This is a genomic window from Pseudomonas fluorescens (assembly GCF_902497855.1).
Classification (GTDB): Bacteria; Pseudomonadota; Gammaproteobacteria; order Pseudomonadales; family Pseudomonadaceae; genus Aquipseudomonas; species Aquipseudomonas fluorescens_BI.
The window spans coordinates 258,178-283,564 of sequence record NZ_CABVHU010000008.1 but is presented as its reverse complement, the minus strand read 5'-3'; the positions used below and the strand labels follow the sequence as shown (position 1 = coordinate 283,564).

At 58.5% G+C, this 25,387-nt stretch carries 25 protein-coding genes; 19 read left to right on the top strand and 6 right to left on the bottom strand.

Going from position 1 to position 25,387, the window contains the following annotated elements; translation table 11 throughout:
- Nucleotides 1–102 precede the first annotated feature (102 nt).
- Genes lptB through F8N96_RS18130 form a run of 5 tightly spaced genes read right to left on the bottom strand, consistent with a single transcriptional unit; the run spans nt 103 to nt 3,441 of the window.
- Nucleotides 103–828: an LPS export ABC transporter ATP-binding protein gene (gene lptB / locus F8N96_RS18150; RefSeq protein WP_150798945.1), complete on the bottom strand. Its 726-nt coding sequence runs from the start codon at nt 826–828 to the stop codon at nt 103–105.
- The gene (lptA, locus tag F8N96_RS18145; RefSeq protein ID WP_150763959.1) at nt 828–1,376 is read right to left on the bottom strand and encodes a lipopolysaccharide transport periplasmic protein LptA; all 549 of its coding nucleotides are present in this window, start codon (nt 1,374–1,376) and stop codon (nt 828–830) included. Before lptA ends, lptB begins: the two co-directional genes overlap by 1 nt.
- Nucleotides 1,363–1,935, bottom strand: a complete 573-nt coding sequence (lptC, locus tag F8N96_RS18140) for an LPS export ABC transporter periplasmic protein LptC (protein WP_150798944.1) — start codon at nt 1,933–1,935, stop codon at nt 1,363–1,365. Before lptC ends, lptA begins: the two co-directional genes overlap by 14 nt.
- Before the next feature lie 7 nt (nt 1,936–1,942).
- Nucleotides 1,943–2,467, bottom strand: a complete 525-nt coding sequence (locus F8N96_RS18135; RefSeq protein ID WP_150798943.1) for a KdsC family phosphatase — start codon at nt 2,465–2,467, stop codon at nt 1,943–1,945.
- Nucleotides 2,467–3,441: a KpsF/GutQ family sugar-phosphate isomerase gene (locus F8N96_RS18130; RefSeq protein WP_128873002.1), complete on the bottom strand. Its 975-nt coding sequence runs from the start codon at nt 3,439–3,441 to the stop codon at nt 2,467–2,469. The genes F8N96_RS18135 and F8N96_RS18130 overlap by 1 nt, the downstream gene beginning before the upstream one ends.
- 278 nt (nt 3,442–3,719) lie before the next feature.
- Here F8N96_RS18130 and F8N96_RS18125 point away from each other — a divergent pair, with 278 nt between their 5' ends.
- From F8N96_RS18125 to hisC, 10 genes are all read left to right on the top strand, one after another.
- Entirely contained in the window at nt 3,720–4,529 is an 810-nt protein-coding gene (locus F8N96_RS18125; RefSeq protein WP_150763956.1) for an ATP-binding cassette domain-containing protein, read from the top strand.
- The gene (gene mlaE / locus F8N96_RS18120) at nt 4,529–5,326 is read left to right on the top strand and encodes a lipid asymmetry maintenance ABC transporter permease subunit MlaE (RefSeq protein ID WP_150763955.1); all 798 of its coding nucleotides are present in this window, start codon (nt 4,529–4,531) and stop codon (nt 5,324–5,326) included. Before F8N96_RS18125 ends, mlaE begins: the two co-directional genes overlap by 1 nt.
- Nucleotides 5,326–5,793, top strand: coding sequence for an outer membrane lipid asymmetry maintenance protein MlaD (mlaD, locus tag F8N96_RS18115; RefSeq protein WP_150798942.1), 468 nt, complete (start codon nt 5,326–5,328; stop codon nt 5,791–5,793). The genes mlaE and mlaD overlap by 1 nt, the downstream gene beginning before the upstream one ends.
- A gap of 11 nt (nt 5,794–5,804) precedes the next feature.
- Nucleotides 5,805–6,458: a phospholipid-binding protein MlaC gene (locus F8N96_RS18110; protein WP_150798941.1), complete on the top strand. Its 654-nt coding sequence runs from the start codon at nt 5,805–5,807 to the stop codon at nt 6,456–6,458.
- Complete coding sequence (locus F8N96_RS18105; protein WP_150763953.1) at nt 6,455–6,760, top strand: lipid asymmetry maintenance protein MlaB; 306 nt, start codon at nt 6,455–6,457, stop codon at nt 6,758–6,760. Before F8N96_RS18110 ends, F8N96_RS18105 begins: the two co-directional genes overlap by 4 nt.
- Before the next feature lie 114 nt (nt 6,761–6,874).
- On the top strand, nt 6,875–7,114 hold the full coding sequence (locus tag F8N96_RS18100; protein WP_150798940.1) for a BolA family protein: 240 nt from the start codon (nt 6,875–6,877) through the stop codon (nt 7,112–7,114).
- 22 nt (nt 7,115–7,136) lie between these two features.
- Nucleotides 7,137–8,402: a UDP-N-acetylglucosamine 1-carboxyvinyltransferase gene (gene murA, locus F8N96_RS18095; protein ID WP_064679707.1), complete on the top strand. Its 1,266-nt coding sequence runs from the start codon at nt 7,137–7,139 to the stop codon at nt 8,400–8,402.
- Nucleotides 8,403–8,530: 128 nt separating this feature from the next.
- Nucleotides 8,531–9,166 (top strand): ATP phosphoribosyltransferase, encoded by a 636-nt coding sequence (hisG, locus tag F8N96_RS18090; protein WP_007901570.1) that lies wholly within the window; start codon nt 8,531–8,533, stop codon nt 9,164–9,166.
- 377 nt (nt 9,167–9,543) lie between these two features.
- The gene (gene hisD, locus F8N96_RS18085; protein ID WP_150798939.1) at nt 9,544–10,881 is read left to right on the top strand and encodes a histidinol dehydrogenase; all 1,338 of its coding nucleotides are present in this window, start codon (nt 9,544–9,546) and stop codon (nt 10,879–10,881) included.
- Nucleotides 10,882–10,883: 2 nt separating this feature from the next.
- Nucleotides 10,884–11,936 (top strand): histidinol-phosphate transaminase, encoded by a 1,053-nt coding sequence (gene hisC / locus F8N96_RS18080; RefSeq protein ID WP_150798938.1) that lies wholly within the window; start codon nt 10,884–10,886, stop codon nt 11,934–11,936.
- 139 nt (nt 11,937–12,075) lie between these two features.
- Here the strand turns inward: hisC and algW are convergent, their stop codons facing one another.
- Entirely contained in the window at nt 12,076–13,242 is a 1,167-nt protein-coding gene (gene algW / locus F8N96_RS18075) for a Do family serine endopeptidase AlgW (RefSeq protein ID WP_150763950.1), read from the bottom strand.
- Between the two features lie 102 nt (nt 13,243–13,344).
- Between algW and F8N96_RS18070 the strand changes: the two genes are divergently transcribed.
- From F8N96_RS18070 to F8N96_RS18025, 9 genes are all read left to right on the top strand, one after another.
- The gene (locus F8N96_RS18070) at nt 13,345–14,103 is read left to right on the top strand and encodes a Nif3-like dinuclear metal center hexameric protein (RefSeq protein ID WP_150798937.1); all 759 of its coding nucleotides are present in this window, start codon (nt 13,345–13,347) and stop codon (nt 14,101–14,103) included.
- A gap of 237 nt (nt 14,104–14,340) precedes the next feature.
- A complete protein-coding gene (gene cysD / locus F8N96_RS18060; RefSeq protein ID WP_064679702.1) occupies nt 14,341–15,258 on the top strand; it encodes a sulfate adenylyltransferase subunit CysD in 918 nt (305 codons plus the stop codon).
- 9 nt (nt 15,259–15,267) lie between these two features.
- Nucleotides 15,268–17,166, top strand: coding sequence for a sulfate adenylyltransferase subunit CysN (gene cysN / locus F8N96_RS18055; protein WP_150798936.1), 1,899 nt, complete (start codon nt 15,268–15,270; stop codon nt 17,164–17,166).
- Between the two features lie 503 nt (nt 17,167–17,669).
- Nucleotides 17,670–19,043, top strand: coding sequence for a TolC family outer membrane protein (locus tag F8N96_RS18050; RefSeq protein WP_412071816.1), 1,374 nt, complete (start codon nt 17,670–17,672; stop codon nt 19,041–19,043).
- 56 nt (nt 19,044–19,099) lie between these two features.
- Complete coding sequence (locus F8N96_RS18045; protein WP_150798934.1) at nt 19,100–21,238, top strand: type I secretion system permease/ATPase; 2,139 nt, start codon at nt 19,100–19,102, stop codon at nt 21,236–21,238.
- A gap of 63 nt (nt 21,239–21,301) precedes the next feature.
- Complete coding sequence (locus F8N96_RS18040) at nt 21,302–22,720, top strand: HlyD family type I secretion periplasmic adaptor subunit (protein WP_150798933.1); 1,419 nt, start codon at nt 21,302–21,304, stop codon at nt 22,718–22,720.
- A gap of 343 nt (nt 22,721–23,063) precedes the next feature.
- A complete protein-coding gene (locus F8N96_RS18035) occupies nt 23,064–23,609 on the top strand; it encodes an NMCC_0638 family (lipo)protein (RefSeq protein WP_150798932.1) in 546 nt (181 codons plus the stop codon).
- A gap of 467 nt (nt 23,610–24,076) precedes the next feature.
- Complete coding sequence (locus F8N96_RS18030; RefSeq protein WP_150798931.1) at nt 24,077–24,622, top strand: NMCC_0638 family (lipo)protein; 546 nt, start codon at nt 24,077–24,079, stop codon at nt 24,620–24,622.
- Between the two features lie 37 nt (nt 24,623–24,659).
- On the top strand, nt 24,660–25,385 hold the full coding sequence (locus F8N96_RS18025) for a hypothetical protein (protein ID WP_150798930.1): 726 nt from the start codon (nt 24,660–24,662) through the stop codon (nt 25,383–25,385).
- The last annotated feature ends 2 nt before the right edge of the window (nt 25,386–25,387 follow it).

Here is a 25,387-nt window from a genome sequence, read left to right as displayed (position 1 = left end):
ATGCCCGAAACTTTAGCGTTTGCCTAGAGCGCTGTAACAATAAAAAAATGTTGATTTTTTATCGAGACAGGCGCTTGAGCGAAAAGGAGGACACCTCGGCGCTTACAGGCGGAACTCATGGCCCAGATACACTTCCTTGACCAGTTCGTTGGCCAGGATGGTTGCAGAGTCACCTTCGGCGATCAGTTGGCCATCGTTGACGATGTAGGCGGTTTCGCAGATATCCAGGGTTTCGCGGACGTTGTGGTCCGTGATCAGCACGCCAATGCCCTTGGCCTTGAGGTGATGGATGATCTGTTTGATGTCGCCCACCGAAATCGGGTCCACGCCGGCGAAAGGTTCGTCGAGGAGGATGAATTTCGGGTTGGTGGCCAGTGCCCGGGCGATCTCCACACGGCGGCGCTCACCACCGGACAGGCTCATGCCGAGGTTGTCGCGGATGTGGTGGATGTGGAACTCCTGCAGCAGGCTTTCCAGCTCCTTGCGACGAGCGGCCTTGTCGAGTTCCTTGCGGGTCTCGAGGATTGCCATGATGTTATCGACGACCGAAAGTTTGCGGAAGATCGACGCTTCCTGCGGAAGATAGCCGATACCGGCTTTCGCGCGACCGTGCATCGGCTGGTGACTGACGTCCAGGTCGTCGATCAGTACGCGGCCCTGATCGGCTTGTACCAGGCCGACAATCATGTAGAAACAGGTGGTTTTGCCGGCACCGTTAGGGCCAAGCAAGCCGACGATCTGACCGCTGTCGATGGACAGGCTGACGTCGCGCACGACCTGGCGGCTCTTGTAGCTCTTGGCCAGATGCTGAGCTTTCAGAGTTGCCATTACTGGGCCTTTTGCTCGTCGGATTTCTTTTTCGGCTGGATCACCATGTCGATGCGCGGGCGTTCTTCGGTGACCTTGGTGCCGGTGGCGCGGCCAGCGTTAGCCAGTTTCTTGACCGTGTCGTAGACGATCTTTTCGCCTTGGGTGACGTTGCCGTCCTTGTCGATGACTTTGGCGCGATCGATCAGCACGACGCGGTCTTGCGAGGCATGGTACTGGATAGTGACGCCGTAACCCTGGACCGGCTTGGCGTCGCCGGCGGTTTGCATCTGCTCGAAGTAGGCCAGGTTGCCCACCGAGGTCACCACGTCGATGTCGCCACCCGCAGTGCGGGTGATGGTCACGGTGTTGCCGGTGACCTTCATCGAGCCCTGGGTGATGATCACATCGCCTTTGTAGGTGGCGATGCCTTGCTTGTCGTCCAGTTGGGCGTCGTCGGCCTGAATGCGGATAGGCTGGTTTCTATCGTCCGGCAGAGCCCAGGCGCTCACGCTTCCCAGTGCTGCGCCCAGACTGAGCAAAATAGGGAGGGTTTTAACGAGCCTCATACTGTCCTCTTACGTTCGATAGCAGGTGTATCCTGCTTTCTTTCAAATACGCTTTCATGCCCGTGCCGGTCGACACGCCACCAGCGCCGTCGATTCTAACGGGTTGCACGGTCTGCGCATATTGCTGCTGCGGGAACACGGTCATGCGACTGCTGGTGATAATGGTCGTGCGCTTTTTTTCGTCGGTACGGGCGATACGTACCGAGTCGATCAGTTCGACTTCGGTTCCGCCGGAATTGACTTCGCCGCGTTCGCTTTGCACATGCCACGGAAATTCGGTGCCGCGGAACATGTTCAGGTCCGGTTTGCTGACCAGCGTCACGTCATTGGCCTTGAGGTGTTCGACCTTGTCGGACGTCATGTCGTACTGCAATTTGCCATCTGGCAGGTACTGCACGCTGTGGGTGTTGGTTGCGTACCAGTCGATCCTGGTTTCATCGACCTTGACGACCGGTTTGTCGAGGAAGCGCTCCGGACTGATGTTCCAGTAGCCGACCGCCGCGAAAATGGCGGCGATGCACCCGAACACCAGGAATTTGCGAATCGTTTTGCTCAGCATAGTGGGCTCACAGGTACGCGGCGTTGGCCGCATCGAGACGGCCCTGGGCGCGCAGGATCAATTCGCAGAATTCGCGAGCGGCACCTTCGCCGCCACGGGCCTGGGTGATGCCGTGGGCGTGTTCACGCACGAAGCTGGCGGCACTGGCCACCGCCATGCCCAGGCCGACGCGGCGAATGACCGGCAGGTCCGGCAAGTCGTCGCCGAGGTAGGCGACCTGTTCATAGCTTAGGCGCAGTTGGGCGAGAAGCTCGTCGAGCACCACCAGTTTATCTTCGCGACCCTGGTACAGGTGTGGAATGCCGAGGTTCTGCGCCCGGCGCTCGACCACCGGGGTCTTGCGTCCGCTGATGATGGCGGTCTGCACGCCGGCTGCCATCAGCATCTTGATGCCCTGGCCGTCGAGGGTGTTGAAGGTCTTGAATTCGCTGCCGTCTTCCAGGAAGTACAGGCGTCCGTCGGTCAGCACGCCGTCGACGTCAAATACCGCCAGCTTGATGTTCTTGCCGCGTTCCAGCAGATCGGTGGTCATTACATTACTCCTGCACGCAGCAGATCGGACAGGTTGAAGGCGCCGATCGGGCGGTCCTCCTTGTCCACCACCACCAGTGCGTTGATTCGATGGTCTTCCATGATTTTCAGGGCTTCGGCGGCCAGCATTTCAGCGCGAGCCGTCTTGCCATGCACGGTCATGACCTGGTCGATGGTGGCGTGATGGATGTCGATGGCGCGGTCCAGGGTGCGGCGCAAATCGCCGTCGGTGAAGATCCCGGCGAGTTTACCATCGGCTTCCAGGATCACGGTCATGCCCAAACCTTTGCGGGTCATTTCCATCAGCGCGTCCTTGAGCAGGGTACCGCGCTGGACCTGCGGCAGTTCCTGCCCGGCGTGCATGACGTTTTCCACTTTCAGCAACAGGCGTCGGCCCAGGGCGCCGCCGGGGTGGGAGAAGGCGAAATCTTCAGCGGTAAACCCCCGGGCTTCGAGCAGCGCAACGGCCAGGGCGTCGCCCATGACCAGGGCCGCGGTGGTCGACGACGTCGGTGCCAGGTTCAACGGGCAGGCTTCGTGCTCGACGTGCACGTTGAGGTTGACCTCGGCCGCCTTGGCCAGCGGCGAGTCGGGGTTGCCGGTCATGCTGATCAGCTGGATGCCCAGGCGCTTGATCAGTGGCAGCAGGGTCACGATTTCATTGGTCGAACCGGAGTTCGACAGTGCCAGGATGATGTCATCGCGGGTGATCATGCCCATGTCGCCGTGGCTGGCTTCGGCCGGGTGCACGAAAAAAGCCGTGGTGCCGGTGCTGGCCAGGGTGGCGGCGATCTTGTTGCCGATGTGCCCTGATTTGCCCATGCCGACCACGACCACGCGGCCCTTGCTGGCCAGAATCATCTCGCAAGCGCGTACGAAATCCGCGTCGATACGGGGCAACAAGCCGGTGACGGCTTCCAGTTCGAGGCGGATGGTGCGTTGTGCAGACTGAATCAGGTCGCTGGATTGGCTCATGTCGGGAATCGTATAGCCTGATGAAAAGGCGGCGATTATAACGGTTATGATCGAAAGCCTCACGCAAGTTCGTCGCGCTTTGTCACTCCCTGTTACTTAATCCCTGCAAATACACGCTTTTGCCCTGCCATGTGGCAGAACATGAACCGGCGTGGGCCTTGGGCGCTTGGCCTATGCAGTGATATAGTTCGCCGCCAGTTCGGCCCTGCCCGGGGAGGCATGTGCTTTCGCAAGAAAGTCAGGCGTCCGAGTGAGAGGCTGCATCGCAAGGAGTTTAGATGAGTGCCGATAACGCCTACGCGGTCGAGCTGAAGGGACTGACCTTCAAGCGCGGTGCGCGCAGCATTTTCAATAACGTCGATATCCGTATACCGCGCGGCAAGGTCACCGGCATCATGGGGCCTTCCGGGTGTGGCAAGACCACGCTGTTGCGTTTGATGGGCGCCCAATTGCGCCCGACCAAGGGCGAAGTCTGGGTCAACGGCCAGAACCTGCCGAAGCTGTCGCGCAGCGACCTGTTCGATGCGCGCAAGCACATGGGCGTGCTGTTTCAGAGCGGCGCGCTGTTCACCGATCTCGATGTGTTCGAGAACGTCGCCTTTCCGCTACGGGTTCATACCGAGCTTCCGGAAGAAATGATCCGGGACATTGTCCTGCTCAAATTGCAGGCCGTGGGCTTGCGTGGCGCCATCGACCTGATGCCTGACGAACTGTCCGGCGGCATGAAGCGCCGTGTTGCGCTGGCCCGGGCGATTGCCCTCGACCCGCAGATCCTCATGTATGACGAGCCCTTTGTCGGTCAGGACCCGATCGCCATGGGCGTGCTGGTGCGCCTGATCCGCCTGCTCAACGATGCGCTGGGCATCACCAGCATCGTGGTGTCCCACGACCTGGCCGAGACGGCGAGCATTGCCGACTACATCTATGTGGTGGGTGACGGGCAGGTATTGGGGCAGGGCACGCCTGACGAATTGATGAATTCCAGTGAACCCCGTATCCGTCAGTTCATGACGGGGGAACCTGACGGACCGGTCGCCTATCACTTTCCAGCGACGGATTTCCGCGCAGATCTTCTGGGGAAGCGTTGATGCGCAAGATTTCACTGATAGAACGAGTGCGTCGCTTCGGCCATTCCGGCATCGATGTGCTGGGCGTGTTTGGCCGTTCGGCGATATTCCTGTTTCATGCCCTGTTCGGCCGCGGCGGGATCGGCGGCGGTTTCGGGCTGCTGGTCAAGCAATTGCATTCGGTGGGCGTGATGTCCCTGGTGATCATCGTGGTCTCCGGGGTGTTCATCGGCATGGTGCTGGCGCTGCAAGGGTTCAACATCCTGTCCAGCTATGGATCGGAGCAGGCGGTCGGGCAGATGGTTGCGCTGACGTTGCTGCGTGAATTGGGGCCGGTGGTCACCGCCTTGCTGTTCGCCGGGCGCGCGGGTTCGGCCCTGACGGCCGAAATCGGCAACATGAAGTCCACCGAGCAATTGTCCAGCCTGGAAATGATCGGTGTCGACCCGCTCAAGTACATCATCGCCCCGCGCCTGTGGGCCGGCTTCATTTCCCTGCCGGTGCTGGCGATGATTTTCAGCGTGGTGGGTATCTGGGGTGGTTCGTGGGTGGCCGTCGACTGGCTGGGTGTCTATGAAGGCTCCTACTGGTCGAACATGCAGAACAGCGTGACCTTTGCCGACGATGTGCTCAACGGCATCATCAAAAGCATCGTCTTCGCCTTTGTCGTGACCTGGATCGCCGTATTCCAAGGCTATGACTGCGAGCCCACTTCCGAGGGGATCAGTCGTGCCACGACCAAGACCGTGGTGTATGCCTCTTTGGCAGTGCTCGGCCTGGACTTTATTCTGACCGCCTTGATGTTTGGAGATTTCTGATGCAAAACCGCACCCTGGAAATCGGTGTCGGCCTTTTCTTGCTGGCTGGCATCCTGGCTTTGCTGTTGCTGGCGTTGCGGGTGAGTGGCCTGTCCCCGAGCGCTACGACCGATACGTATAAACTTTATGCCTATTTCGACAATATCGCCGGTTTGACGGTCAGAGCTAAAGTGACCATGGCCGGTGTGACCATCGGCAAGGTCACGGCGATCGATCTGGACCGCGACAGTTTCACCGGTCGAGTGACCATGCAGCTTGAAAAGTCGGTGGATAATCTGCCGAGCGATTCCACTGCATCTATCCTGACCGCTGGCCTGTTGGGCGAGAAGTACATCGGTATCAGCGTGGGCGGCGAAGAAGGCTTGCTCAAGGATGGCGGGACCATCCACGACACCCAGTCGTCGCTGGTGCTCGAGGACCTGATCGGTAAATTCCTGCTCAATACCGTTAGCAAAGAAGCCAAATGAGGAGTTTTTGAATGATCTCTACCTTGCGACGTGGCCTGTTTATATTGCTCGCGGCCTTGCCGTTGATGGCTAACGCCGTGGCGGCGCCGTCGGCACACGATCTGATAAAGGACACGACGACCCGGATGCTGGCCGATCTGGCGGCCAACAAAGAGAAGTACAAACAGGATCCGAAGGATTTTTATACGGCACTGGACACTATCGTCGGCCCCGTCGTGGATGCCGAGGGCATTTCCAAGAGCATCATGACGGTCAAGTACTCGCGCAAAGCCACGCCTGAGCAAATGAAGACGTTTCAGGAAAACTTCAAAAAGGGCCTGTTCCAGTTTTATGGCAACGCCTTGCTCGAGTACAACAACCAGGGCATCACTGTTGATCCTGCCAAGGATGAGTCGGGCGACCGTACAAGCGTTGGCATGACGGTCAAGGGCAGCAGCGGTTCGATCTATCCTGTGTCCTATACACTCGAGAAAATCAACGGCGAGTGGAAAGTGCGCAACGTGATCATCAACGGCATCAACATCGGCAAGCTGTTCCGTGATCAGTTCGCTGACGCGATGCAGCGCAATGGCAACGACCTGGACAAGACCATCAACAATTGGGCCGGGGAAGTCGCCAAAGCCAAGGTGACCACGGAAAAAGCCGCCGAGAAGCAAGCTCAATGAGTGTGTCGGCCATTCGCATGAATGACGCCGGCGAGCTGCTGCTCAGCGGCATGCTGGACTACCGCACCGGTCCCGGCCTGCGCAAGCAGGGCCAGGCGCTGATCAAGTCCAGCAAGGCTGCTACGCTGGTGGTCGATTGCTCGAAGGTCTTGAAGTCCAGTAGCGTCGGCTTGTCGCTGTTGCTGTGCTTCATGCGCGATGCAGAGGCCGCCGGCAAGGCGTGGAGCATCCGTGGGATGCCGGAAGACATGCGCGAAATCGCTCAGGTCAGCGAATTGACCGAGCTGTTGGCGCAACCCTAACCAGCATCGATGAACAAGCCCCCCGTCAGAGTCCTGCTTCCCGGGGTTCGCAGGCGCGGGGCTTTTTTGTATGATGTCCGACCCGCGCGCACAGGGCGCCGATTGAGGTTGAGCATGCAGGCCACCGAAGTAAAGAGCTTCCTTGAAGGAAAGCTGCCCGGAACGTTGGTAGAAGTTGAAGGCGAAGGCTGCAACTTTCAGCTGAACGTGATTAGCGATGAACTGGCGGCGTTGAGCCCGGTGAAGCGTCAGCAGCAGGTCTATGCCCATTTGAACCCATGGATCACCGATGGCAGCATCCATGCGGTCACTATGAAATTTTTCAGCAGCGCGGCCTGGGCCGAGCGCACCTGAGCCCAAGGGCGTCGAGATTCTTATGGATAAATTGATTATTACCGGTGGCGTTCGTCTTGATGGCGAAATCCGCATCTCCGGGGCAAAGAACTCTGCCCTGCCGATCCTGGCGGCCACCTTGCTGTGCGATGGCCCGGTGACCGTTGCCAACCTGCCGCACCTGCACGACATCACCACCATGATCGAGCTGTTCGGTCGCATGGGCATTGAGCCTGTGATCGACGAGAAGCTCAGCGTCGAAATCGACCCGCGCACCATCAAGACCCTGATCGCCCCGTACGAACTGGTCAAGACCATGCGTGCATCGATCCTGGTGCTGGGCCCGATGGTTGCCCGTTTCGGTGAAGCCGAAGTCGCACTGCCTGGCGGTTGCGCCATCGGTTCGCGTCCGGTTGACCTGCACATCCGCGGTCTTGAGGCCATGGGCGCAATCATCGACGTCGAAGGCGGCTACATCAAGGCCAAGGCGCCTGAAGGCGGCCTGCGCGGTGCGCACTTCTTCTTCGATACCGTCAGCGTGACCGGCACCGAAAACATCATGATGGCCGCCGCACTGGCCAAGGGCCGCAGCGTGCTGGCAAACGCCGCTCGCGAGCCTGAAGTCATCGACCTCGCGAACTTCCTGAATGCCATGGGCGCCAAGATCACCGGTGCCGGCACCGACACCATCACCATCGATGGCGTCGAGCGTCTGCACCCGACCACCTACAAGGTAATGCCCGATCGTATCGAGACTGGCACCTACCTGGTGGCCGCGGCGGTCACCGGCGGTCGTGTGAAGGTCAAGGACACGGATCCGACCATCCTCGAAGCCGTCCTGGAGAAGCTGCGTGAATCGGGTGCCGAAATCACCTGCGGCGAAGACTGGATCGAGCTGAACATGCACGGCAAGCGGCCAAAAGCCGTCAACGTGCGCACGGCTCCGTACCCGGCGTTCCCGACCGACATGCAGGCGCAGTTCATCTCCCTCAACGCCATTGCCGAAGGCACCGGTGCCGTGATCGAGACGATCTTCGAAAACCGCTTCATGCACGTGTATGAACTGCACCGCATGGGCGCCAAGATCCAGGTCGAGGGCAACACTGCCATCGTCACCGGGACCGAGAAGCTCAAGGGCGCGCCAGTGATGGCCACCGACCTGCGGGCATCGGCCAGCCTGGTCATCTCGGCGCTGATCGCCGAAGGCGACACCCTGATCGATCGCATCTACCACATAGACCGTGGCTACGAGTGCATCGAAGAGAAACTGCAGATGCTCGGCGCCAAGATCCGCCGCGTACCGGGCTAGTTTCTGTTGCATGGGCACAGGGACGTGCCCGTTGGTTTCGTTTCAAGTCGAGCCTGTTTCAGGCTCGATGTGTGTCCGGCGCCATTTGCGACCGGGCATCAGTAGCCTGATAAGGACTGACGTTTCCCATGTTGACCATCGCACTGTCCAAGGGCCGCATCCTTGACGACACCTTGCCGCTTCTGGCTGAAGCGGGCATCGTGCCGACCGAGAATCCGGACAAGAGCCGCAAGTTGATCATTCCCACGACCCAGGCAGATGTACGTCTGCTGATCGTGCGCGCCACCGATGTGCCGACTTACGTCGAGCATGGCGCCGCCGACCTCGGCGTCGCCGGTAAAGATGTGCTGATGGAATACGGCGGCCAGGGTTTGTACGAGCCATTGGACCTGCGAATCGCCCTCTGCAAGCTGATGACCGCCGGCCGTGTCGGCGATGTCGAGCCCAAGGGCCGTTTGCGGGTGGCGACCAAATTCGTCAACGTCGCCAAGCGCTACTACGCCGAACAGGGCCGCCAGGTCGACATCATCAAGCTCTACGGCTCGATGGAACTGGCCCCGCTGATCGGTCTGGCGGACAAGATCATCGACGTGGTCGACACCGGCAACACCCTGCGCGCCAATGGCCTGGAACCCCAGGATTTCATCGCCGACATCAGCTCCCGCCTGATCGTCAACAAGGCGTCGATGAAAATGCAGCACGCCCGTATCCAGGCGTTGATCGACACCCTGCGCAAGGCAGTGGAGTCTCGACACCGCGGCTGATTCACCTGCGCGACGTTGAGTCGCGCCCGTCTATCCGCCTCATAGCCAGAATTCTCAGGTGCCCAAGCGGAAACGACTGACAGGGAAGGTGCGCTGACGTTTAATAACGACCGCGCCTTACTCCAAAAGGCAACTTGTAGTAGTAGAAATAACTTCTCTCAGAAGTAAGAAACGCGCAGCGGCCTGCCTTTTGGAGCAAGGCCCTGCGGGTTGGTACTGTGGCCGCGCCATGCTGCGTTGCAGAACTTGGTAAGGAAACAACCCTTACCTTCGTCCTGCGCCTTGCCTGGCACGACCACAGTACCAACGCGATCGTTATTAAACGTCAGCGCACCTTCGGGCGCCTGAGTTTTTGCCAATTCTATGAGGCTCTCGCTATGACCGCACCGACTGCAATTCGCCGACTCGACGCTGCTGACCCGGATTTCGCACATCATCTGGATCATCTGCTGAGCTGGGAAAGTGTGTCCGACGACTCGGTCAATCAGCGCGTGCTGGACATCATCAAGACCGTGCGCGAGCGTGGCGATGCGGCGCTGGTGGACTACACCCGGCAGTTCGACGGCCTGGACGTTGCCTCCATGGCCGACCTGATCCTGCCCCGCGAACGCCTGGAACTGGCCCTGACGCGGATCACCGTGCCCCAGCGCGAAGCCCTTGAAAAAGCCGCGGCCCGGGTGCGCAGCTACCACGAAAAGCAGAAGCAGGATTCCTGGAGTTACACCGAAGCCGATGGCACCGTGCTGGGCCAGAAGGTCACGCCGCTGGATCGCGCCGGCCTGTACGTCCCGGGCGGCAAGGCGTCGTACCCGTCCTCGGTGCTGATGAACGCGATTCCGGCCAAGGTGGCCGGCGTGACCGAAGTGGTCATGGTGGTGCCGACTCCGCGCGGTGAAATCAACGAGCTGGTGCTGGCCGCGGCCTGTATCGCCGGTGTCGACCGCGTCTTCACCATCGGTGGCGCACAAGCGGTCGCTGCGCTGGCGTATGGCACCGAAAGCGTGCCCAAGGTCGACAAGGTGGTCGGGCCGGGCAACATCTATGTCGCTACCGCCAAGCGCCACGTGTTCGGCCAGGTCGGTATCGACATGATCGCCGGCCCGTCGGAAATCCTCGTGGTGTGCGACGGCAAGACCGATCCGGACTGGATTGCCATGGACCTGTTTTCCCAGGCCGAGCACGACGAAGACGCCCAGGCGATCCTGGTCAGCCCGGACGCCGGGTTCCTCGACCAGGTCGCCGCCAGCATCGCCAAGCTGCTGCCGACCATGGAGCGCGCCGAGATCATCGAAACCTCGATCAACGGCCGTGGCGCGCTGATCAAGGTTCGCGACATGGACCAGGCCATCGAAGTGGCCAACCGCATCGCGCCGGAGCACCTGGAGTTGTCGGTCGCCGATCCACAAGCCTGGCTGCCGCAGATTCGTCACGCCGGTGCGATCTTCATGGGCCGTCACACCTCCGAAGCCCTGGGCGACTACTGCGCCGGCCCGAACCACGTGCTGCCGACTTCCGGCACCGCGCGATTCTCCTCGCCGCTGGGGGTGTACGACTTCCAGAAACGCTCGTCGATCATCTTCTGCTCCGAGCAGGGTGCATCCGAACTGGGCAAGACCGCTTCCGTGCTGGCCCGTGGCGAGTCGTTGACCGCACACGCGCGCAGTGCCGAATACCGCATCGTTGACGAAGACTTTCCACAAGGGCAGGGCAACTGAACATGAGTAAATTCTGGAGTCCCTTCGTCAAGAACCTGGTGCCTTACGTGCCGGGCGAACAGCCGAAACTGGCCAAGCTGGTGAAGCTCAATACCAATGAAAATCCGTACGGTCCATCGCCCAAGGCCCTGGCGGCGATGCAGACCGAACTGAACGACAACCTGCGCCTGTACCCGGACCCGAACAGCGATCTGCTGAAAAACGCAGTCGCCAGCTACTACGGCGTGCAGAGCAATCAGGTGTTCCTCGGCAACGGTTCCGATGAAGTCCTGGCGCACATCTTCCACGGCCTGCTGCAACACGATCAGCCGCTGCTGTTCCCGGACATCAGCTACAGCTTCTACCCGGTCTACTGCGGGTTGTACGGCATCGCCTTCGACGCGGTACCGCTGGACGAGCAGTTCCAGATCAATCCGGCGGACTACGCCAAACCGAACGGCGGGATCATTTTCCCTAACCCGAACGCGCCGACCGGCTGCCTGCTGGCGCTGGATGCCGTGGAGCAAATCCTCAAGGCCAGCCCGGATACGGTGGTCGTGGTGGATGAGGCTTACATCGACTTTGGTGGCGAGACGGCGATCACGCTGGTGGACCGTTATCCGAACCTGCTGGTCACCCAGACGTTGTCCAAGTCCCGTTCTCTGGCGGGTCTGCGGGTGGGGCTGGCGGTGGGCCATCCGGACCTGATCGAGGCGCTGGAGCGGATCAAGAACAGCTTCAACTCCTACCCGCTGGATCGCCTGGCGATTGTGGGCGCGGCGGCAGCGTTCGAGGACCGCGAGCACTTCGACAAGACTTGCCGGTGGGTGATCGAGAGTCGCGACAAGGTGGTCGGGCAATTGGAAGCGAAGGGCTTTGAAGTGTTGCCGTCGGCGGCGAACTTCATTTTCGCGCGTCATCCGCAGCACGATGCGGCGGGCCTGGCGGCGAAGTTGCGCGAACAGGGTGTGATCGTCCGGCACTTCAAGCAGGAGCGGATTGCCCAGTTCCTGCGGATCAGCATCGGTACGCCCGAGCAGAACCAGGCGCTGATCGACGGCCTGGCCGACCTCTAAACCACAGCCGACATCTGTAGGAGCGAGGCTTGCCCGCGAAGAACGATAACGCGGTGCATCTGTTGCACCGAGTCATCGTTCTTCGCGGGCAAGTCGGATCGCCGCACCGCTCGCTCCTACAAGGGTTTTGTGTTGCTGCTTACTCTTGTTCTTTCTCTTTGGCCGGCGCGGGCGCGGGCGGCGGACGCAGTCCGACTTCCGCCATGAGCTTGAGCTCCTTGCCGTTGCGCATCACCTCAATCGTGACCTTGTCGGTCGGCTTGATCCGCGCCACCTGGTTCATCGAACGGCGACCATCGCCAGCCGGTTCGCCATCGATGGCGAGGATCACATCGCCCAATTGCAGGCCAGCTTTCTGCGCCGGGCCATCACGGAAAATCCCCGCCACTACGATTCCCGGACGCCCGGACAGACCAAAGGATTCCGCCAACTCCTGGGTCAACGGCTGCACTTCGATCCCCAGCCACCCGCGAATCACCTGGCCGTGTTCGATGATCGATTTCATCACGTCCATGGCCAACTTGACCGGAATCGCAAAACCGATGCCTTGCGAACCGCCGGACTTGGAAAAGATCGCCGTGTTGATGCCGGTCAGGTTGCCGTTGGCATCCACCAGCGCCCCGCCGGAGTTGCCCGGGTTGATCGCGGCATCGGTCTGGATGAAGTCTTCGTAATTGTTCAAGCCCAACTGATTACGCCCGGTGGCACTGATGATGCCCATGGTCACGGTCTGGCCGACACCGAACGGGTTGCCGATGGCCAGGGCCACGTCGCCGATGCGGATATTGTCGGAACGGCCGACGGTAATCGAGGGCAGATGCTTCAAGTCGATCTTCAGCACCGCGAGATCGGTTTCCGGGTCGCTGCCGATCACCCGGGCCAGGGTTTCCCGGCCATCCTTCAAGGCGACCACGATCTGGTCGGCGCCGCTGGTCACGTGGTTGTTGGTCAGCAGATAGCCTTCCGGGCTCATGATCACGCCCGAACCGAGGCTCGACTCCATGCGCTTCTGCTTGGGCGAGTTGTCGCCGAAGAAGCGGCGGAACTGCGGGTCCTCGAACAGCGGATGGTTCGGCTTGTTGATGACCTTGGTGGTGTACAGGTTGACCACCGACGGCGCGGCCGTGGTCACCGCATCGGCGTAGGACACCGGACCCTGTTGCATGATGGTGGTTTGCGGGGCTTGCTGCAGGTTGACGTCGAGGCTGGGGAGCCCGACCCATTGCGGGTAACGCTGGATGATCAACAGAGCGATAAGCACGCCGGCCAACAGCGGCCAGCCGGAAAAACGCAGCGCCTTGAGCATTAAGCACGTCCTGAGAGGTTGCAGGCGGTATGAGACCGCCCATAATGTCGCGCATTATACGAGGCCAAGCGTGCCTCTGAACGGGATATTTAGGAGTCTTTTATGGCCGTCGCCCTGAGCACCCTGGTCGAAGAAGCCGACCGTTACCTCAACAGCGCCAGGATTGCCGATTACTGCCCCAACGGCTTGCAGGTCGAAGGCCGACCGCAGGTGATGCGCATCGTCAGTGGCGTCACCGCCAGCCAGGCGTTGCTCGACGCCGCCGTGGAAGCCAGCGCCGACCTGGTGCTGGTGCATCATGGCTATTTCTGGAAAGGCGAGAATCCGTGCATCACCGGCATGAAGCAGCGTCGGTTGAAGACGCTGCTCAAGCACGACATCAGCCTGCTGTCCTACCACCTGCCGCTGGATCTGCACCCGGAAGTCGGGAACAACGTGCAGCTGGCGCGTCAATTGGACATCACCGTCGAAGGCCCGCTGGACCCGGACAACCTCAAGGTTGTCGGCCTGGTCGGCTCATTGAACGAACCTGTGACGCCTCGCGATTTTGCCCGTCGCGTACAAGAAGTCATGGGACGCGAGCCGTTACTGATCGAAGGCAGCGACATGATCCGGCGCGTTGGCTGGTGCACCGGTGGCGGTCAGGGTTATATCGATCAGGCCGTGTTGGCTGGCGTCGACTTGTACCTCAGCGGTGAGGCGTCCGAGCAGACCTTCCACAGCGCCCGGGAAAATGACATCAGCTTCATCGCCGCCGGCCATCACGCCACTGAGCGTTATGGTGTGCAGGCGTTGGGCGATTACCTGGCGCGGCGGTTCGCCCTGGAGCACATCTTCATCGATTGCCCGAATCCGATTTGAATACCCCCGATCCACTGTGGGAGCGAGCCTGCTCGCGAAAAACCCGAGAACACCGCGGGGTGCCCGTTTTCCCGCGTCATCGTTGGCGACCATCGCGAGCAGGCTCGCTCCCACATGGGTATATTCATATACCCTTTCGATCTAGCCAGCGTCCTGATTAGAAGAGGTCGCTGTGCTAGGATTCCTCGCTCGAACACGGCCCGCTGGCCGTCCATAAGATCGTTTTCGTGAGTAGCCATGGTCGACAAACTGACGCATCTGAAACAGCTGGAGGCCGAAAGCATCCACATCATCCGCGAGGTCGCCGCCGAGTTCGATAACCCGGTGATGCTGTACTCCGTCGGTAAAGACTCCGCCGTAATGCTGCACCTCGCGCGCAAGGCATTCTTCCCGGGCAAACTGCCGTTCCCGGTGATGCACGTCGACACCCAGTGGAAGTTCAAGGAAATGTACGCGTTCCGCGACCGCATGGTCGAAGAGCTCGGCCTGGACCTGCTGGTGCACGTTAATCCCGAGGGCGTGGCACAGGGCATCAACCCGCTGACCCACGGCAGTGCCAAGCACACCGATATCATGAAAACCGAAGGCCTCAAGCAGGCCCTCGACAAGTACGGTTTCGACGCCGCGTTCGGCGGTGCCCGTCGCGACGAAGAGAAGTCCCGTGCCAAAGAGCGCGTGTACTCCTTCCGGGACACCAAGCACCGCTGGGACCCGAAAAACCAGCGCCCGGAGTTGTGGAACGTCTACAACGGCAACGTCAACAAGGGCGAATCGATCCGCGTATTCCCGCTGTCGAACTGGACCGAACTGGACATCTGGCAGTACATCTATCTCGAAGGCATCCCGATCGTGCCGCTGTATTTCGCCGCCGAACGCGACGTCATCGAGATGAATGGCACCTGGATCATGATCGACGACGAGCGCCTGCTCAATCACCTGAGCGACGAAGACAAGGCGCGCATCGTCAAGAAGAAGGTCCGTTTCCGTACGCTGGGCGACTACCCGTTGACCGGTGCGGTCGAGTCCGAGGCCACCAGCCTGACCGACATCATTCAGGAAATGCTCCTGACGCGAACTTCCGAACGCCAGGGCCGGGTCATCGACCACGATGGCGCAGGCTCGATGGAAGAAAAGAAACGTCAGGGTTATTTCTAAGGGGTTGTCATGTCGCACGTATCTGATTTGATCAGCGAGGACATCCTCGCCTACCTGGGCCAGCACGAACGCAAGGAAATGCTGCGCTTCCTGACCTGTGGCAACGTCGACGACGGCAAGAGCACCCTGATCGGGCGCCTGCTGCACGACTCCAAGATGATCTACGAAGATCACCTGGAAGCCATCACCCGCGACTCGAAAAAAGTCGGCACCACCGGTGAAGACGTCGACCTGGCCTTGCTGGTCGACGGCCTGCAGGCCGAGCGGGAGCAGGGCATCACCATCGATGTCGCCTACCGCTATTTCTCCACCGCCAAGCGCAAGTTCATCATCGCCGACACCCCCGGCCATGAGCAGTACACCCGCAACATGGCCACCGGTGCATCCACCTGTGACCTGGCGATCATCCTGGTCGACGCCCGCTACGGCGTGCAGACCCAGACCCGCCGCCACAGCTTCATCGCCTCGTTGCTGGGCATCAAGCACATCGTGGTCGCCATCAACAAGATGGACCTCAACGGCTTCGACGAAACAGTGTTCGAGTCGATCAAGGCCGATTACCTGAAGTTCGCCGAAGGCATCGCGTTCAAGCCGAGCACCATGGCCTTCGTGCCGATGTCGGCTTTGAAAGGCGACAACGTGGTGAACAAGTCCGAGCGCTCGCCGTGGTACACCGGCCAATCGCTGATGGAAATCCTTGAAACCGTCGAAATCGCCAGCGACCGCAACTACACCGACCTGCGTTTCCCGGTGCAGTACGTCAACCGTCCAAACCTGAACTTCCGGGGTTTCGCCGGCACCCTGGCCAGCGGCATCGTGCACAAGGGCGACGAAGTCGTGGTGCTGCCGTCGGGCAAGAGCAGCCGCGTGAAATCCATCGTCACCTTCGAAGGTGAACTGGAACACGCAGGTCCCGGTCAGGCTGTCACGCTGACCATGGAAGACGAGATCGACATCTCCCGCGGCGACCTGCTGGTGCACGCGGACAACCAGCCCCAAGTGACCGATGCCTTCGACGCCATGCTGGTGTGGATGGCCGAAGAGCCGATGTTGCCGGGCAAGAAATACGACATCAAGCGCGCCACCAGTTATGTACCGGGTTCGATCACCAGCATCGTCAACCGCGTCGACGTGAACACCCTGGAAGAAGGCCCGGCCAGTTCGTTGCAACTGAACGAGATCGGTCGGGTCAAGGTCAGCCTCGACGCGGCCATCGCGCTGGACGGTTACGCGAGCAACCGCACCACCGGTTCGTTCATCGTCATCGACCGTCTGACCAATGGCACCGTGGCCGCCGGCATGATCATCGCCCAGCCGTTGAGCCATGGCAGCAGCACCCACCACGGCAAACTGGCCCACGTCGCCACCGAAGAGCGCGCCCAGCGCTTCGGCCAGCAACCGGCCACCGTGCTGTTCAGCGGCTTGTCCGGCGCCGGCAAAAGCACCCTGGCCTACGCGGTTGAACGCAGGCTGTTCGACATGGGCCGTGCGGTGTTCGTACTCGATGGCCAGAACCTGCGTCACGACCTGAACAAAGGTCTGCCACAGGATCGCGCCGGGCGTACCGAGAACTGGCGTCGTGCCGCGCACGTGGCGCGTCAGTTCAACGAAGCCGGCCTGGTGACCCTGGCAGCCTTCGTTGCGCCGAGTGCCGAAGGTCGTGAACAGGCCCGGGAACTGATCGGCAAGGAGCGCTTGCTGACGGTCTACGTCCAGGCCTCGCCGACAGTCTGTGCCGAGCGTGACCCGCAAGGCCTTTACGCTGCGGCCGGGGATAACATCCCGGGCGATTCCTTCCCGTACGACGTGCCGCTGGACGCCGACCTCGTGGTCGACACCCAGTCGCTGTCGCTGGAAGAAAGCGTCAAGCAAGTGCTGGACCTGCTGCGTCAGCGTGGCGCGATCTAAGCGTTAGCTGCACTTAAAAAAACCCGCCGATGAGTGATCATCGGCGGGTTTTTTTATATCCGTGATATCGCTTTCGCTGGTAAGCCAGCTCCCACAGGATGCGTGTTGTCGCACCATTATCGTACGACGCGGACCCTGTAGGAGCTGGCTTGCCAGCGAAGAGGCCGGCACAAACAACCCAATACCCAGAATACTCACACTGCACCCGCCGCAATCCCCCAACCTTCCCCTACCAAAAGTAGTCCGAATATTTCAACCCTGTAGGAAAACTCCATTTGTAACTTTTCCTATACGTGACTACCGGATTGATCATCATTTGCCGGATGAGTATTACAACTGCCTCGGAAGTCGGTACCTCACATTAATTCAAGCGTCTGGGTAGTCTTGTCAGCAGATGGAACACCTTGTTTTCATCGAGCGGATTTAACTCAGATATCGTTTTAACTAGGGGAAGTCAAAGTATGCCGAGGGAGTGGGCTGGAACTTGGAACACACACATTGTACTGATGAAGATCATCGGACTTGCCGTCTTGCTTGCAATGTTTCCATCTTCGCTGCAAGCGGATGTTAACGCTGGTCGCGCGAATCTGTTGTCTGTTTATGAAGAAGCGTTAGTGAGTGATGTCCAGTTGTTGGCCGCCAGGCATCATTTCGAATCCCTCAAGGAAAAAGTACCCCAGGCTCGCGCCGGACTATTGCCAACCCTGAATTCCTCGGTACGATCCGCCGCCGTCACCCAAACGGGATCTTCTTCAAGTCGCTCTCGTAATGATTCAACCCTCCAGGCCAACTTGATCCAACCGTTGTTTCGCGCTGATCGCTGGTTCCAACTGGACGCCACGCAGGCCACGCTGACCAAAGATCAATTCGAGCTGCTGGCAAAAGAACAATTTTTGATCCTCACCGTGGCACAAGCTTATTTCGAAACCCTGCGAGCACTGGACAGGGTGGCAGCGTCCAGGGCAGAAGAAACCGCTCTGCAGCGTCAACAGCAGCAGGCCCAGGGCCGACTTGCCAGGGGGGCGGCCAGCATCACCGACCTGTTGGATGCCAAGGCGGCCTACGACAATGCCAGCGCCAACCGCAAGCTGGCGGAGCGCAAGGTGGATGATGCCTTCGGGGACTTGTCTCGTCTGACTAACAGACACTATTCGGCGATTGAAGGTCTACAGCACCGGCTGCCCATTGTGGCGCCAGCACCCGGGCAAGCGGACGCCTGGGTCAATCAGGCGGTACAACAAAACCTGAATCTGCAAGCCAGTCAATTTTCGGTAGTCGCGGCGGAACACACCCTGCGGCAGCGCAAGGCCGGATTCGCCCCCACCCTGGATGCGGTGGTCTCCTATCGCAAAGGCAATAGTGAAGTCACGGGCGGCGCTAACTACAGGGATGATATTACCCAACGCAGCATCGCGCTTGAACTTAACATTCCCTTGTATTCAGGCGGCATGGTCCGTTCTCAAGTACGCGAAGCCACCGAGCAGTTGACGCGAAGCCAATATGAAAAAGAAGACCGGCTTCGGGAAACAGTGCTGGCGACTCGTAACCTGCATCGCACCGTCAATTCCGATATCGAACAGGTAATAGCGAGACGCCAGTCCATCCAGTCCAGTCGAGCGTCGGTACAGGCAAATCAGGTGGGTTGGGAGATGGGGTCTCGAAACTTTGCGGATGTTCTCAATGCGCAACGCCAGCTTTATAACGTCGTCAGAGAGTACAACAACGCGCGATACGACTACATCATCAATACCCTGAAACTGAAACAGGCGGCGGGCCTGTTAAGTCCGGCCGATCTAATAAGCCTGAGCAGTTATCTGTCCGGCAATTATGATTTTGAACAGGATTTCCTTCCTCCTGATAGTTCTGCGCAAACTTGAACTGCGGCGGTTTTCATCAGTATTTGGTGCGTCATTTCGATTGACCAGGATGTCTCATGAGCGAAGAAGAAAAAATTCAATCCACTGCGGACATCGACACCGGTGTTGCCTGCCTGGTCATGCTGGCCCGCTTCCATAATGTGGCGGCGTCGACCGAACACCTTAGCTACCTGTTTTCTACCCAAGGGCAAGCGCTGGGCCCCGCCGAATTACTGTTGGCTGCGCGCAAGTCGGGCCTCAAGGCCAAGTCGGTGAAAACAACGATTGCCCGTCTTGACCGTACCCCGCTACCGGCGATTGCAACGGATCGTGACGGCGGTTTTTTTATCATTGCCAAACTGGATGAGGGAAAAGCGCTGATCCAGGATCCTCGCGCCAGCCGACCCGAGGTGATCAGCCTTGACCGGTTGCAAGCTCGCTGGAGCGGAAGTTTGCTGTTGATCCGTTCCGAATCCGCACTGCCCGGCGAGACCTCGCGGTTCGATTTCACCTGGTTCATCCCGGCCATCGTCAAACACCGAAAGCTGCTGGGCGAAGTCGTCGTTGTCTCTTTTGTGCTGCAACTGTTCGCACTGGTGACACCGCTGTTCTTCCAGGTAGTCATGGACAAGGTGCTGGTGCATCAGGGCTTGACCACCCTGGATGTCATCGCCTCCGGCCTGCTGGCGGTGATGGTCTTCGAGTCCGCGCTCAGCGGTTTGCGCAGCTACGTATTTGCCCACACCACCAGCCGCATCGATGTGGAACTGGGCTCACGCCTGTTCCACCATTTGATCGGTTTGCCCTTGGCTTATTTTCAGGCGCGGCGAGTGGGCGACTCGGTGGCCCGTGTGCGGGAACTGGAAAACATCCGCAGCTTCCTCACGGGCAATGCCATCACCTTGCTGCTGGACGTGCTGTTTTCAGTAGCCTTCATCGTCGTGATGTTCTGTTACAGCGGCTGGTTGACCTTGATCGTGCTCCTGTCACTGCCGCTGTATGTGCTGGTCTCGCTACTGATCACGCCGTTATTGAGATCGAGGCTGCAAGACAGTTTCGCGCGTGGTGCCGAGAACCAGGCGTTTCTGGTGGAGACGGTGAACGGTATCGATACGCTCAAGTCGATGGCGGTCGAACCGCAGATCATGCGCAAGTGGGACAACCAGTTGGCGGCCTATGTCGCGGCCGGGTTCAAGACCCAGAACCTGTCCGCTATCGCCAACGAAAGCGTGTCCCTGATTGGCAAACTGGTCACTGTGGCAACACTGTGGCTGGGTGCGCAACTGGTCATCGGCGGCCAGCTGTCGGTGGGTGAGTTGATTGCTTTCAACATGCTGGCCGGACGCGTATCGCAACCGATCATGCGCCTGGCGCAGCTCTGGACCAGCTTCCAGCAGACGGGAGTTTCGGTCCAGCGCCTGGGTGACATTCTCAATACACCCACCGAGTTGACCCAAGGCACCCGCAGCACGTTGCCGCCGCTCAAAGGCCATATCGAGTTCGACCAGGTGCATTTTCGCTATCGCACCGATGGCTCCGAAGTGTTGCGTGGGGTGAACCTGCAGGTTGAAGCCGGTGAAGTGATCGGGGTGGTCGGTCGGTCCGGTTCCGGCAAAAGCACCCTGACTCGCCTGCTCCAGCGCTTGTACGTCCCCGAGCGTGGCCGGGTGCTGGTCGATGGCATGGACCTGGCGCTGGCGGATGTTTCATCCTTGCGCCGGCAGATTGGCGTGGTGTTGCAGGACAGCATGCTGTTCAACCGCAGTATCCGCGAAAACATTGCGCTGAGCGACCCGGGCGCTCCCCTCGAAGCGGTGATCGAGGCCGCAAAAATGGCCGGTGCCCATGCCTTCATCCTCGAGTTGCCAGAAGGCTACGACACCGTCGTCGGCGAACACGGCGCTTCGCTGTCCGGCGGCCAGCGACAGCGCATCGCCATCGCCCGGGCGCTGATGGGCGACCCCCGCATCCTCATCTTCGACGAAGCCACCAGCGCCCTGGACTACGAGTCCGAGCGGATCATCCAGCAGAACATGCAGACCATCTGCCAGGGGCGCAGCGTGATCATCATCGCTCACCGACTGTCCGCCGTGCGGGATGCCCATCGCATCCTGGTGGTGGATCGCGGGCAAATCGTCGAACAGGGCTCCCATGCCGAACTCATCGCCCAACAGGCGGAGCACTACTGCCGGCTGCACCGCCTGCAGCAAGGCTGAACGATCAGCCCTTTTTAAGCATTGCCGAACCCGCCTGTTGTTGACTCATGGAGTGATTGTCACATGTCCGCAAGCCTTGACCTTTTGCAACGCTACCGCGACGCCTGGCGTCAGTCCTGGCGCCAGCGCCGGCAGATGGACCCGCCAGCGGGGCGCCTGCCCCATGAAATCCAGTTTCTGCCCGCGGCCCTGGCGCTCCAGGACAAGCCCGTGCACCCGGCTCCCAGGGTCTTCCTCTGGAGCATCATGGCGTTCGCCATGCTGACGGTGCTGTGGGCCTCGATCGGCAGGATAGAAGTGGTCGCGATCGCACCGGGCAAGATCGTCCCCAGCGGTAAAACCAAGTTGATTCAATCCAGCGAAACCGCCGTGGTCAAAGTCATCCATGTCAGCGATGGCCAGACAGTCAGGGTCGGTGAGCGGCTGGTCGAACTCGATCCGACGTCCGCCGATGCCGACGTCAAACTCATCCAGAGCGACCTGCTGGCCGCACGAATCGACAGTGCCCGGGGCAAGGCAATGCTCGATGCGATCAACCACCGCCAGCCCCCGGACTCCCTGATCGGCGCCATCGAGCACGCCAACCCCGAGCAAGTGCTGGCCGCACAGCGCTGGCTCCAGGGGCAATACCAGGAATACCGCAGCAGCCTCGAGCTGGTCGATGCGGAAATCCTCCAGCGCAACGCCGAAATCCAGGCCGCCCGGGCGCAGGTCTCGAACCTGCTGAAAACCCTGCCGATCGCCACCCAACTGGCCGAAGACTATCAACGCTTGCTCACCGAACAATACGTGGCCCGTCACGAATACCTGGAAAAGGAACAGGCCCGCCTGGACCTGCAGCGCCACCTGCGGGTGCAACAGGCCAGCGTGCTGCAATTCTCCGCAGCCCGGGCAGAAGCCCAGCGCCGCCGTGAAGGCGTCGTCGCCCAGACCCGCCGGGCCATGCTCGACCTGCAGCAACAGGCCGATCAAAAAGTCGCACGACTGGTACAGGAACTGGCCAAGGCCCGCTACCAGGAATCACTGACCCTGCTCAACGCTCCGGTAGCGGGCACCGTCCAGCAACTGGCGATTCACACCGTCGGCGGCGTAGTCACCGCGGCCCAACCACTGATGGTGATCGTTCCGGATAACCAGCCGGTGGAGGTCGAGGCGTTTCTGGAGAACAAGGACGTCGGGTTTGTTCGAGCGGGGCAGGCCGTTACGGTCAAGGTCGAGACCTTTACCTTTACCAAGTATGGAACGGTGGAGGGCGAGGTCGTCAGTGTTTCAAGTGATGCGATTGAGGATGAGAAGAAGGGGCGTGTGTATAGCAGTCGGATACGGCTGAAGGCGGATCACCTGATCGTTAGAGGGGCGAAGGTCTTGTTGTCTCCTGGGATGTCTGTGACGGCTGAAGTGAAGACGGATGAGCGGCGGGTGATTGAGTACTTCTTGAGTCCGTTGCAGCAGTATGCGAGTGAGAGTTTGAGGGAGCGGTGAGTTTTCAGGTTGGAAAAGAGATAGTTTTTTTTGGGCGGGGTGGGGCGGTGATTGCATTTGTCGGAGCACACATGTAAGGCACATCCTACAAGTGGCAAAGAATTATCGGATAATGCCTACAAGATTGTGGGAAGTGTGAATGATGACATTTGGTGAGTTACTAGTAGTCTGGTTGTGATGTGACCAATGCAGAGGTTTTTGTTTCGGTTTATTAGCTTTCGAAAGTGACTCTGAAAGTACTGGTTTCATGCAGTCGCCGGCCTGTCGCGCAGATGGTGTGTTGTTAATGATAGTTTCTTCGGATCATCCTTAGCTTGATCGTTAGGCCTTACGGAGATTTTCCATGCAAAGATTTATAGCCGCTATACTTATGTTCGCATTAACGTCAAATATTTGTTTTGGCAGCGAAGGTGACGCTCAAGCCAACTCGTTCGCCAATATTTACGCGTTGCTTTGCATGAAGAATCTTTTAGATCTCGAGGCGCTCCGAGAACAGTTGAAACCTATGCCACAATTTCCTCCTGAAAAGGCAGCGCCATTCTTGGGAGGACGTCCCGGCCACGCTTGGCCTGTTCCAGACAAACATGGACAGTTTGTGCTTACGATTCATAGCAGCAAGAATTTTTGCGCTGTTCATGCTCGCAGGGCAAGTACTGAGACTGCAATAGAGAGGTTCACTATTCTGGTAGCAGACGCACCGTATCCGCTCATCGCAAAGCAGGTGAAAAACGAACAAACACAAGACGTCGTAAATGGGCCAATACAAACTGTTTCCTACGAATGGTCAACTCCAGGCGCGCCGCTAAAATTGTTGTTCACTCTCTCTACAGCCCCATCCGATTCCGCAGAACTTCAAGTATTGGGTTCGGCGGCGGTCATCCGTCAATGAAGTCTTACCTTGCCATCAAACAAAATTATGAGACACGTTTAACTGCATGTTGGCGTACGTTTATCCGAATTCGGCAGCCGGAGTGCAGCTAGATTCGAATGTGCCCCCCCCAGTGATAAATTGGCGCAGTTTTATCTGGATAGCCTGAGCATCAGCGACACAGCGGTCATGCGGATCGCTTCAGCGTAGCAGTGGCGTCCGATAGCAGCGCCAGAGAATGCCAGCCTGAAAATATTTGATAGTAAAAACGAGTCGTCCTCCAATGATGGTTTTTACTTTTTTGAATAATTGTGCGAAGACTCCTACGGGATTGGGGCCGATTATCAGAAGAGGCCTACGTAATTGTAGGAAGTGTGATTGATGACTTTTGTATGGTTAGTAGTATGAATGGTATGTTTTCATCTGACACTACCTAGTAAACGTTGGGATCATCCTTGGCTTAATCGTAAGATTTACGGAGAGTTTCCATGCTCAGATTTATCACCGTCATACTTATGCTCACGCTGACGTCAACTGCTTGCTTTGGCAGCGAAGGTGACAAACAAGCCAACTCTTTCTTCTACCTTTACTCATCGCTTTGCCTGAAGAACCTTGTCGATCTAGACGCTCTTCGGGAAAAGCTGAAACCTGTGCCAAAGTTTCCTCCTGAGCACGCAGCATTGTTCCTGGGAGGTCGTACCGGAGACGCTTGGCCTGTTCCAGATGAGCATGGCACGTTTGTGCTGGCTCTTCTTGGCGGCAAGAATTTTTGCGCTTTGCATGCCCGCAGGGCAAATACTGAGACCGTAACAAAATTATTCACTGAACTGGTTGCACATCCACCTGCCCCATTCATTGTGAAGCAATTAAAGAACGAACAAGTGCAAACCGCGGAAAATGGGATGACACATACTGTTTCCTACGAATGGTCACTTCCAGACGTGGCCAGGAAACTGTTGTTCACTCTCACGACTGCCCCATCTGAATCAGCGCAACTTCAAGTGCTTGGTTCGGCGGCGATCATTGGGCGATGAAATCTAGTTATATATTGATTGCAAAAGGAGATTGCGCATGCGCAACCCAAAGTGGTCGTTGGCGATTTTTCATTTCAAGACAAGGCGGCTTGTCTGTTTTTTGGCATTAGTGTATTCGTTTGCCGGTACTTCCTTTGCAGATGAGATGGTCTGCGGAAAGTTGAACGGGCATGTGATTGAAGTTCAACGTGAATATATCGCTTTTTGGGCGGAATACGAGGGTAAGAGCTCTTGGGAGAAAGGCTTTACGGATAACAAAAAAGGTTGTAGTGCAAATTTGGTGTCATTGCCAATGGTGATGACGTGGCCAGGAATGAAGCCAGCTAATCACACAACTTATTTTGTGCAGGCTTTAGAGTTTGAAGGGCTTAGTGTCACCTTGAATTCTCGTCGTAGGCTTGGAAAAAATTTACGCTCAGTGCTCGAATTTTTTCTTTCGGCAACACCTCCGCAATGGATAGATCGAGTGCGTTTTGATGAGGAAGTTGGTCTTTACTATGTGGATGGGAATGATAGAGTTTTTGATGGGCGCGTAAACAAGTATTTCTGGTTGGAAACTAATGGCGAAATACACTTCGTCTTTGAATGCCTCCAGCTGACTAGGGAGAATAGATTATATACCTGTGAGGGGGCTTACGTATTAGAAGCGTTGGGGGTCTTAGTAGAGGTGAGGTTTACTCCGGAAAAAATGAAAGATTGGGTTGCAATAATTAGTGCGGTAGAAATGTTTGTGTTGGAAAAAATAAAAAATAAAGGAGAGTAGGT

What these genes read in the sequence shown, in the direction of transcription:
- lptB (WP_150798945.1), bottom strand. Translation starts at nt 828, where the DNA reads ATGGCAACTCTGAAAGCTCAGCATCTGGCCAAGAGCTACAAGAGCCGC.
- lptA (WP_150763959.1), bottom strand. Translation starts at nt 1,376, where the DNA reads ATGAGGCTCGTTAAAACCCTCCCTATTTTGCTCAGTCTGGGCGCAGCA.
- lptC (WP_150798944.1), bottom strand. Translation starts at nt 1,935, where the DNA reads ATGCTGAGCAAAACGATTCGCAAATTCCTGGTGTTCGGGTGCATCGCC.
- F8N96_RS18135 (WP_150798943.1), bottom strand. Translation starts at nt 2,467, where the DNA reads ATGACCACCGATCTGCTGGAACGCGGCAAGAACATCAAGCTGGCGGTA.
- F8N96_RS18130 (WP_128873002.1), bottom strand. Translation starts at nt 3,441, where the DNA reads ATGAGCCAATCCAGCGACCTGATTCAGTCTGCACAACGCACCATCCGC.
- F8N96_RS18125 (WP_150763956.1), top strand. Translation starts at nt 3,720, where the DNA reads ATGAGTGCCGATAACGCCTACGCGGTCGAGCTGAAGGGACTGACCTTC.
- mlaE (WP_150763955.1), top strand. Translation starts at nt 4,529, where the DNA reads ATGCGCAAGATTTCACTGATAGAACGAGTGCGTCGCTTCGGCCATTCC.
- mlaD (WP_150798942.1), top strand. Translation starts at nt 5,326, where the DNA reads ATGCAAAACCGCACCCTGGAAATCGGTGTCGGCCTTTTCTTGCTGGCT.
- F8N96_RS18110 (WP_150798941.1), top strand. Translation starts at nt 5,805, where the DNA reads ATGATCTCTACCTTGCGACGTGGCCTGTTTATATTGCTCGCGGCCTTG.
- F8N96_RS18105 (WP_150763953.1), top strand. Translation starts at nt 6,455, where the DNA reads ATGAGTGTGTCGGCCATTCGCATGAATGACGCCGGCGAGCTGCTGCTC.
- F8N96_RS18100 (WP_150798940.1), top strand. Translation starts at nt 6,875, where the DNA reads ATGCAGGCCACCGAAGTAAAGAGCTTCCTTGAAGGAAAGCTGCCCGGA.
- murA (WP_064679707.1), top strand. Translation starts at nt 7,137, where the DNA reads ATGGATAAATTGATTATTACCGGTGGCGTTCGTCTTGATGGCGAAATC.
- hisG (WP_007901570.1), top strand. Translation starts at nt 8,531, where the DNA reads ATGTTGACCATCGCACTGTCCAAGGGCCGCATCCTTGACGACACCTTG.
- hisD (WP_150798939.1), top strand. Translation starts at nt 9,544, where the DNA reads ATGACCGCACCGACTGCAATTCGCCGACTCGACGCTGCTGACCCGGAT.
- hisC (WP_150798938.1), top strand. Translation starts at nt 10,884, where the DNA reads ATGAGTAAATTCTGGAGTCCCTTCGTCAAGAACCTGGTGCCTTACGTG.
- algW (WP_150763950.1), bottom strand. Translation starts at nt 13,242, where the DNA reads ATGCTCAAGGCGCTGCGTTTTTCCGGCTGGCCGCTGTTGGCCGGCGTG.
- F8N96_RS18070 (WP_150798937.1), top strand. Translation starts at nt 13,345, where the DNA reads ATGGCCGTCGCCCTGAGCACCCTGGTCGAAGAAGCCGACCGTTACCTC.
- cysD (WP_064679702.1), top strand. Translation starts at nt 14,341, where the DNA reads ATGGTCGACAAACTGACGCATCTGAAACAGCTGGAGGCCGAAAGCATC.
- cysN (WP_150798936.1), top strand. Translation starts at nt 15,268, where the DNA reads ATGTCGCACGTATCTGATTTGATCAGCGAGGACATCCTCGCCTACCTG.
- F8N96_RS18045 (WP_150798934.1), top strand. Translation starts at nt 19,100, where the DNA reads ATGAGCGAAGAAGAAAAAATTCAATCCACTGCGGACATCGACACCGGT.
- F8N96_RS18040 (WP_150798933.1), top strand. Translation starts at nt 21,302, where the DNA reads ATGTCCGCAAGCCTTGACCTTTTGCAACGCTACCGCGACGCCTGGCGT.
- F8N96_RS18035 (WP_150798932.1), top strand. Translation starts at nt 23,064, where the DNA reads ATGCAAAGATTTATAGCCGCTATACTTATGTTCGCATTAACGTCAAAT.
- F8N96_RS18030 (WP_150798931.1), top strand. Translation starts at nt 24,077, where the DNA reads ATGCTCAGATTTATCACCGTCATACTTATGCTCACGCTGACGTCAACT.
- F8N96_RS18025 (WP_150798930.1), top strand. Translation starts at nt 24,660, where the DNA reads ATGCGCAACCCAAAGTGGTCGTTGGCGATTTTTCATTTCAAGACAAGG.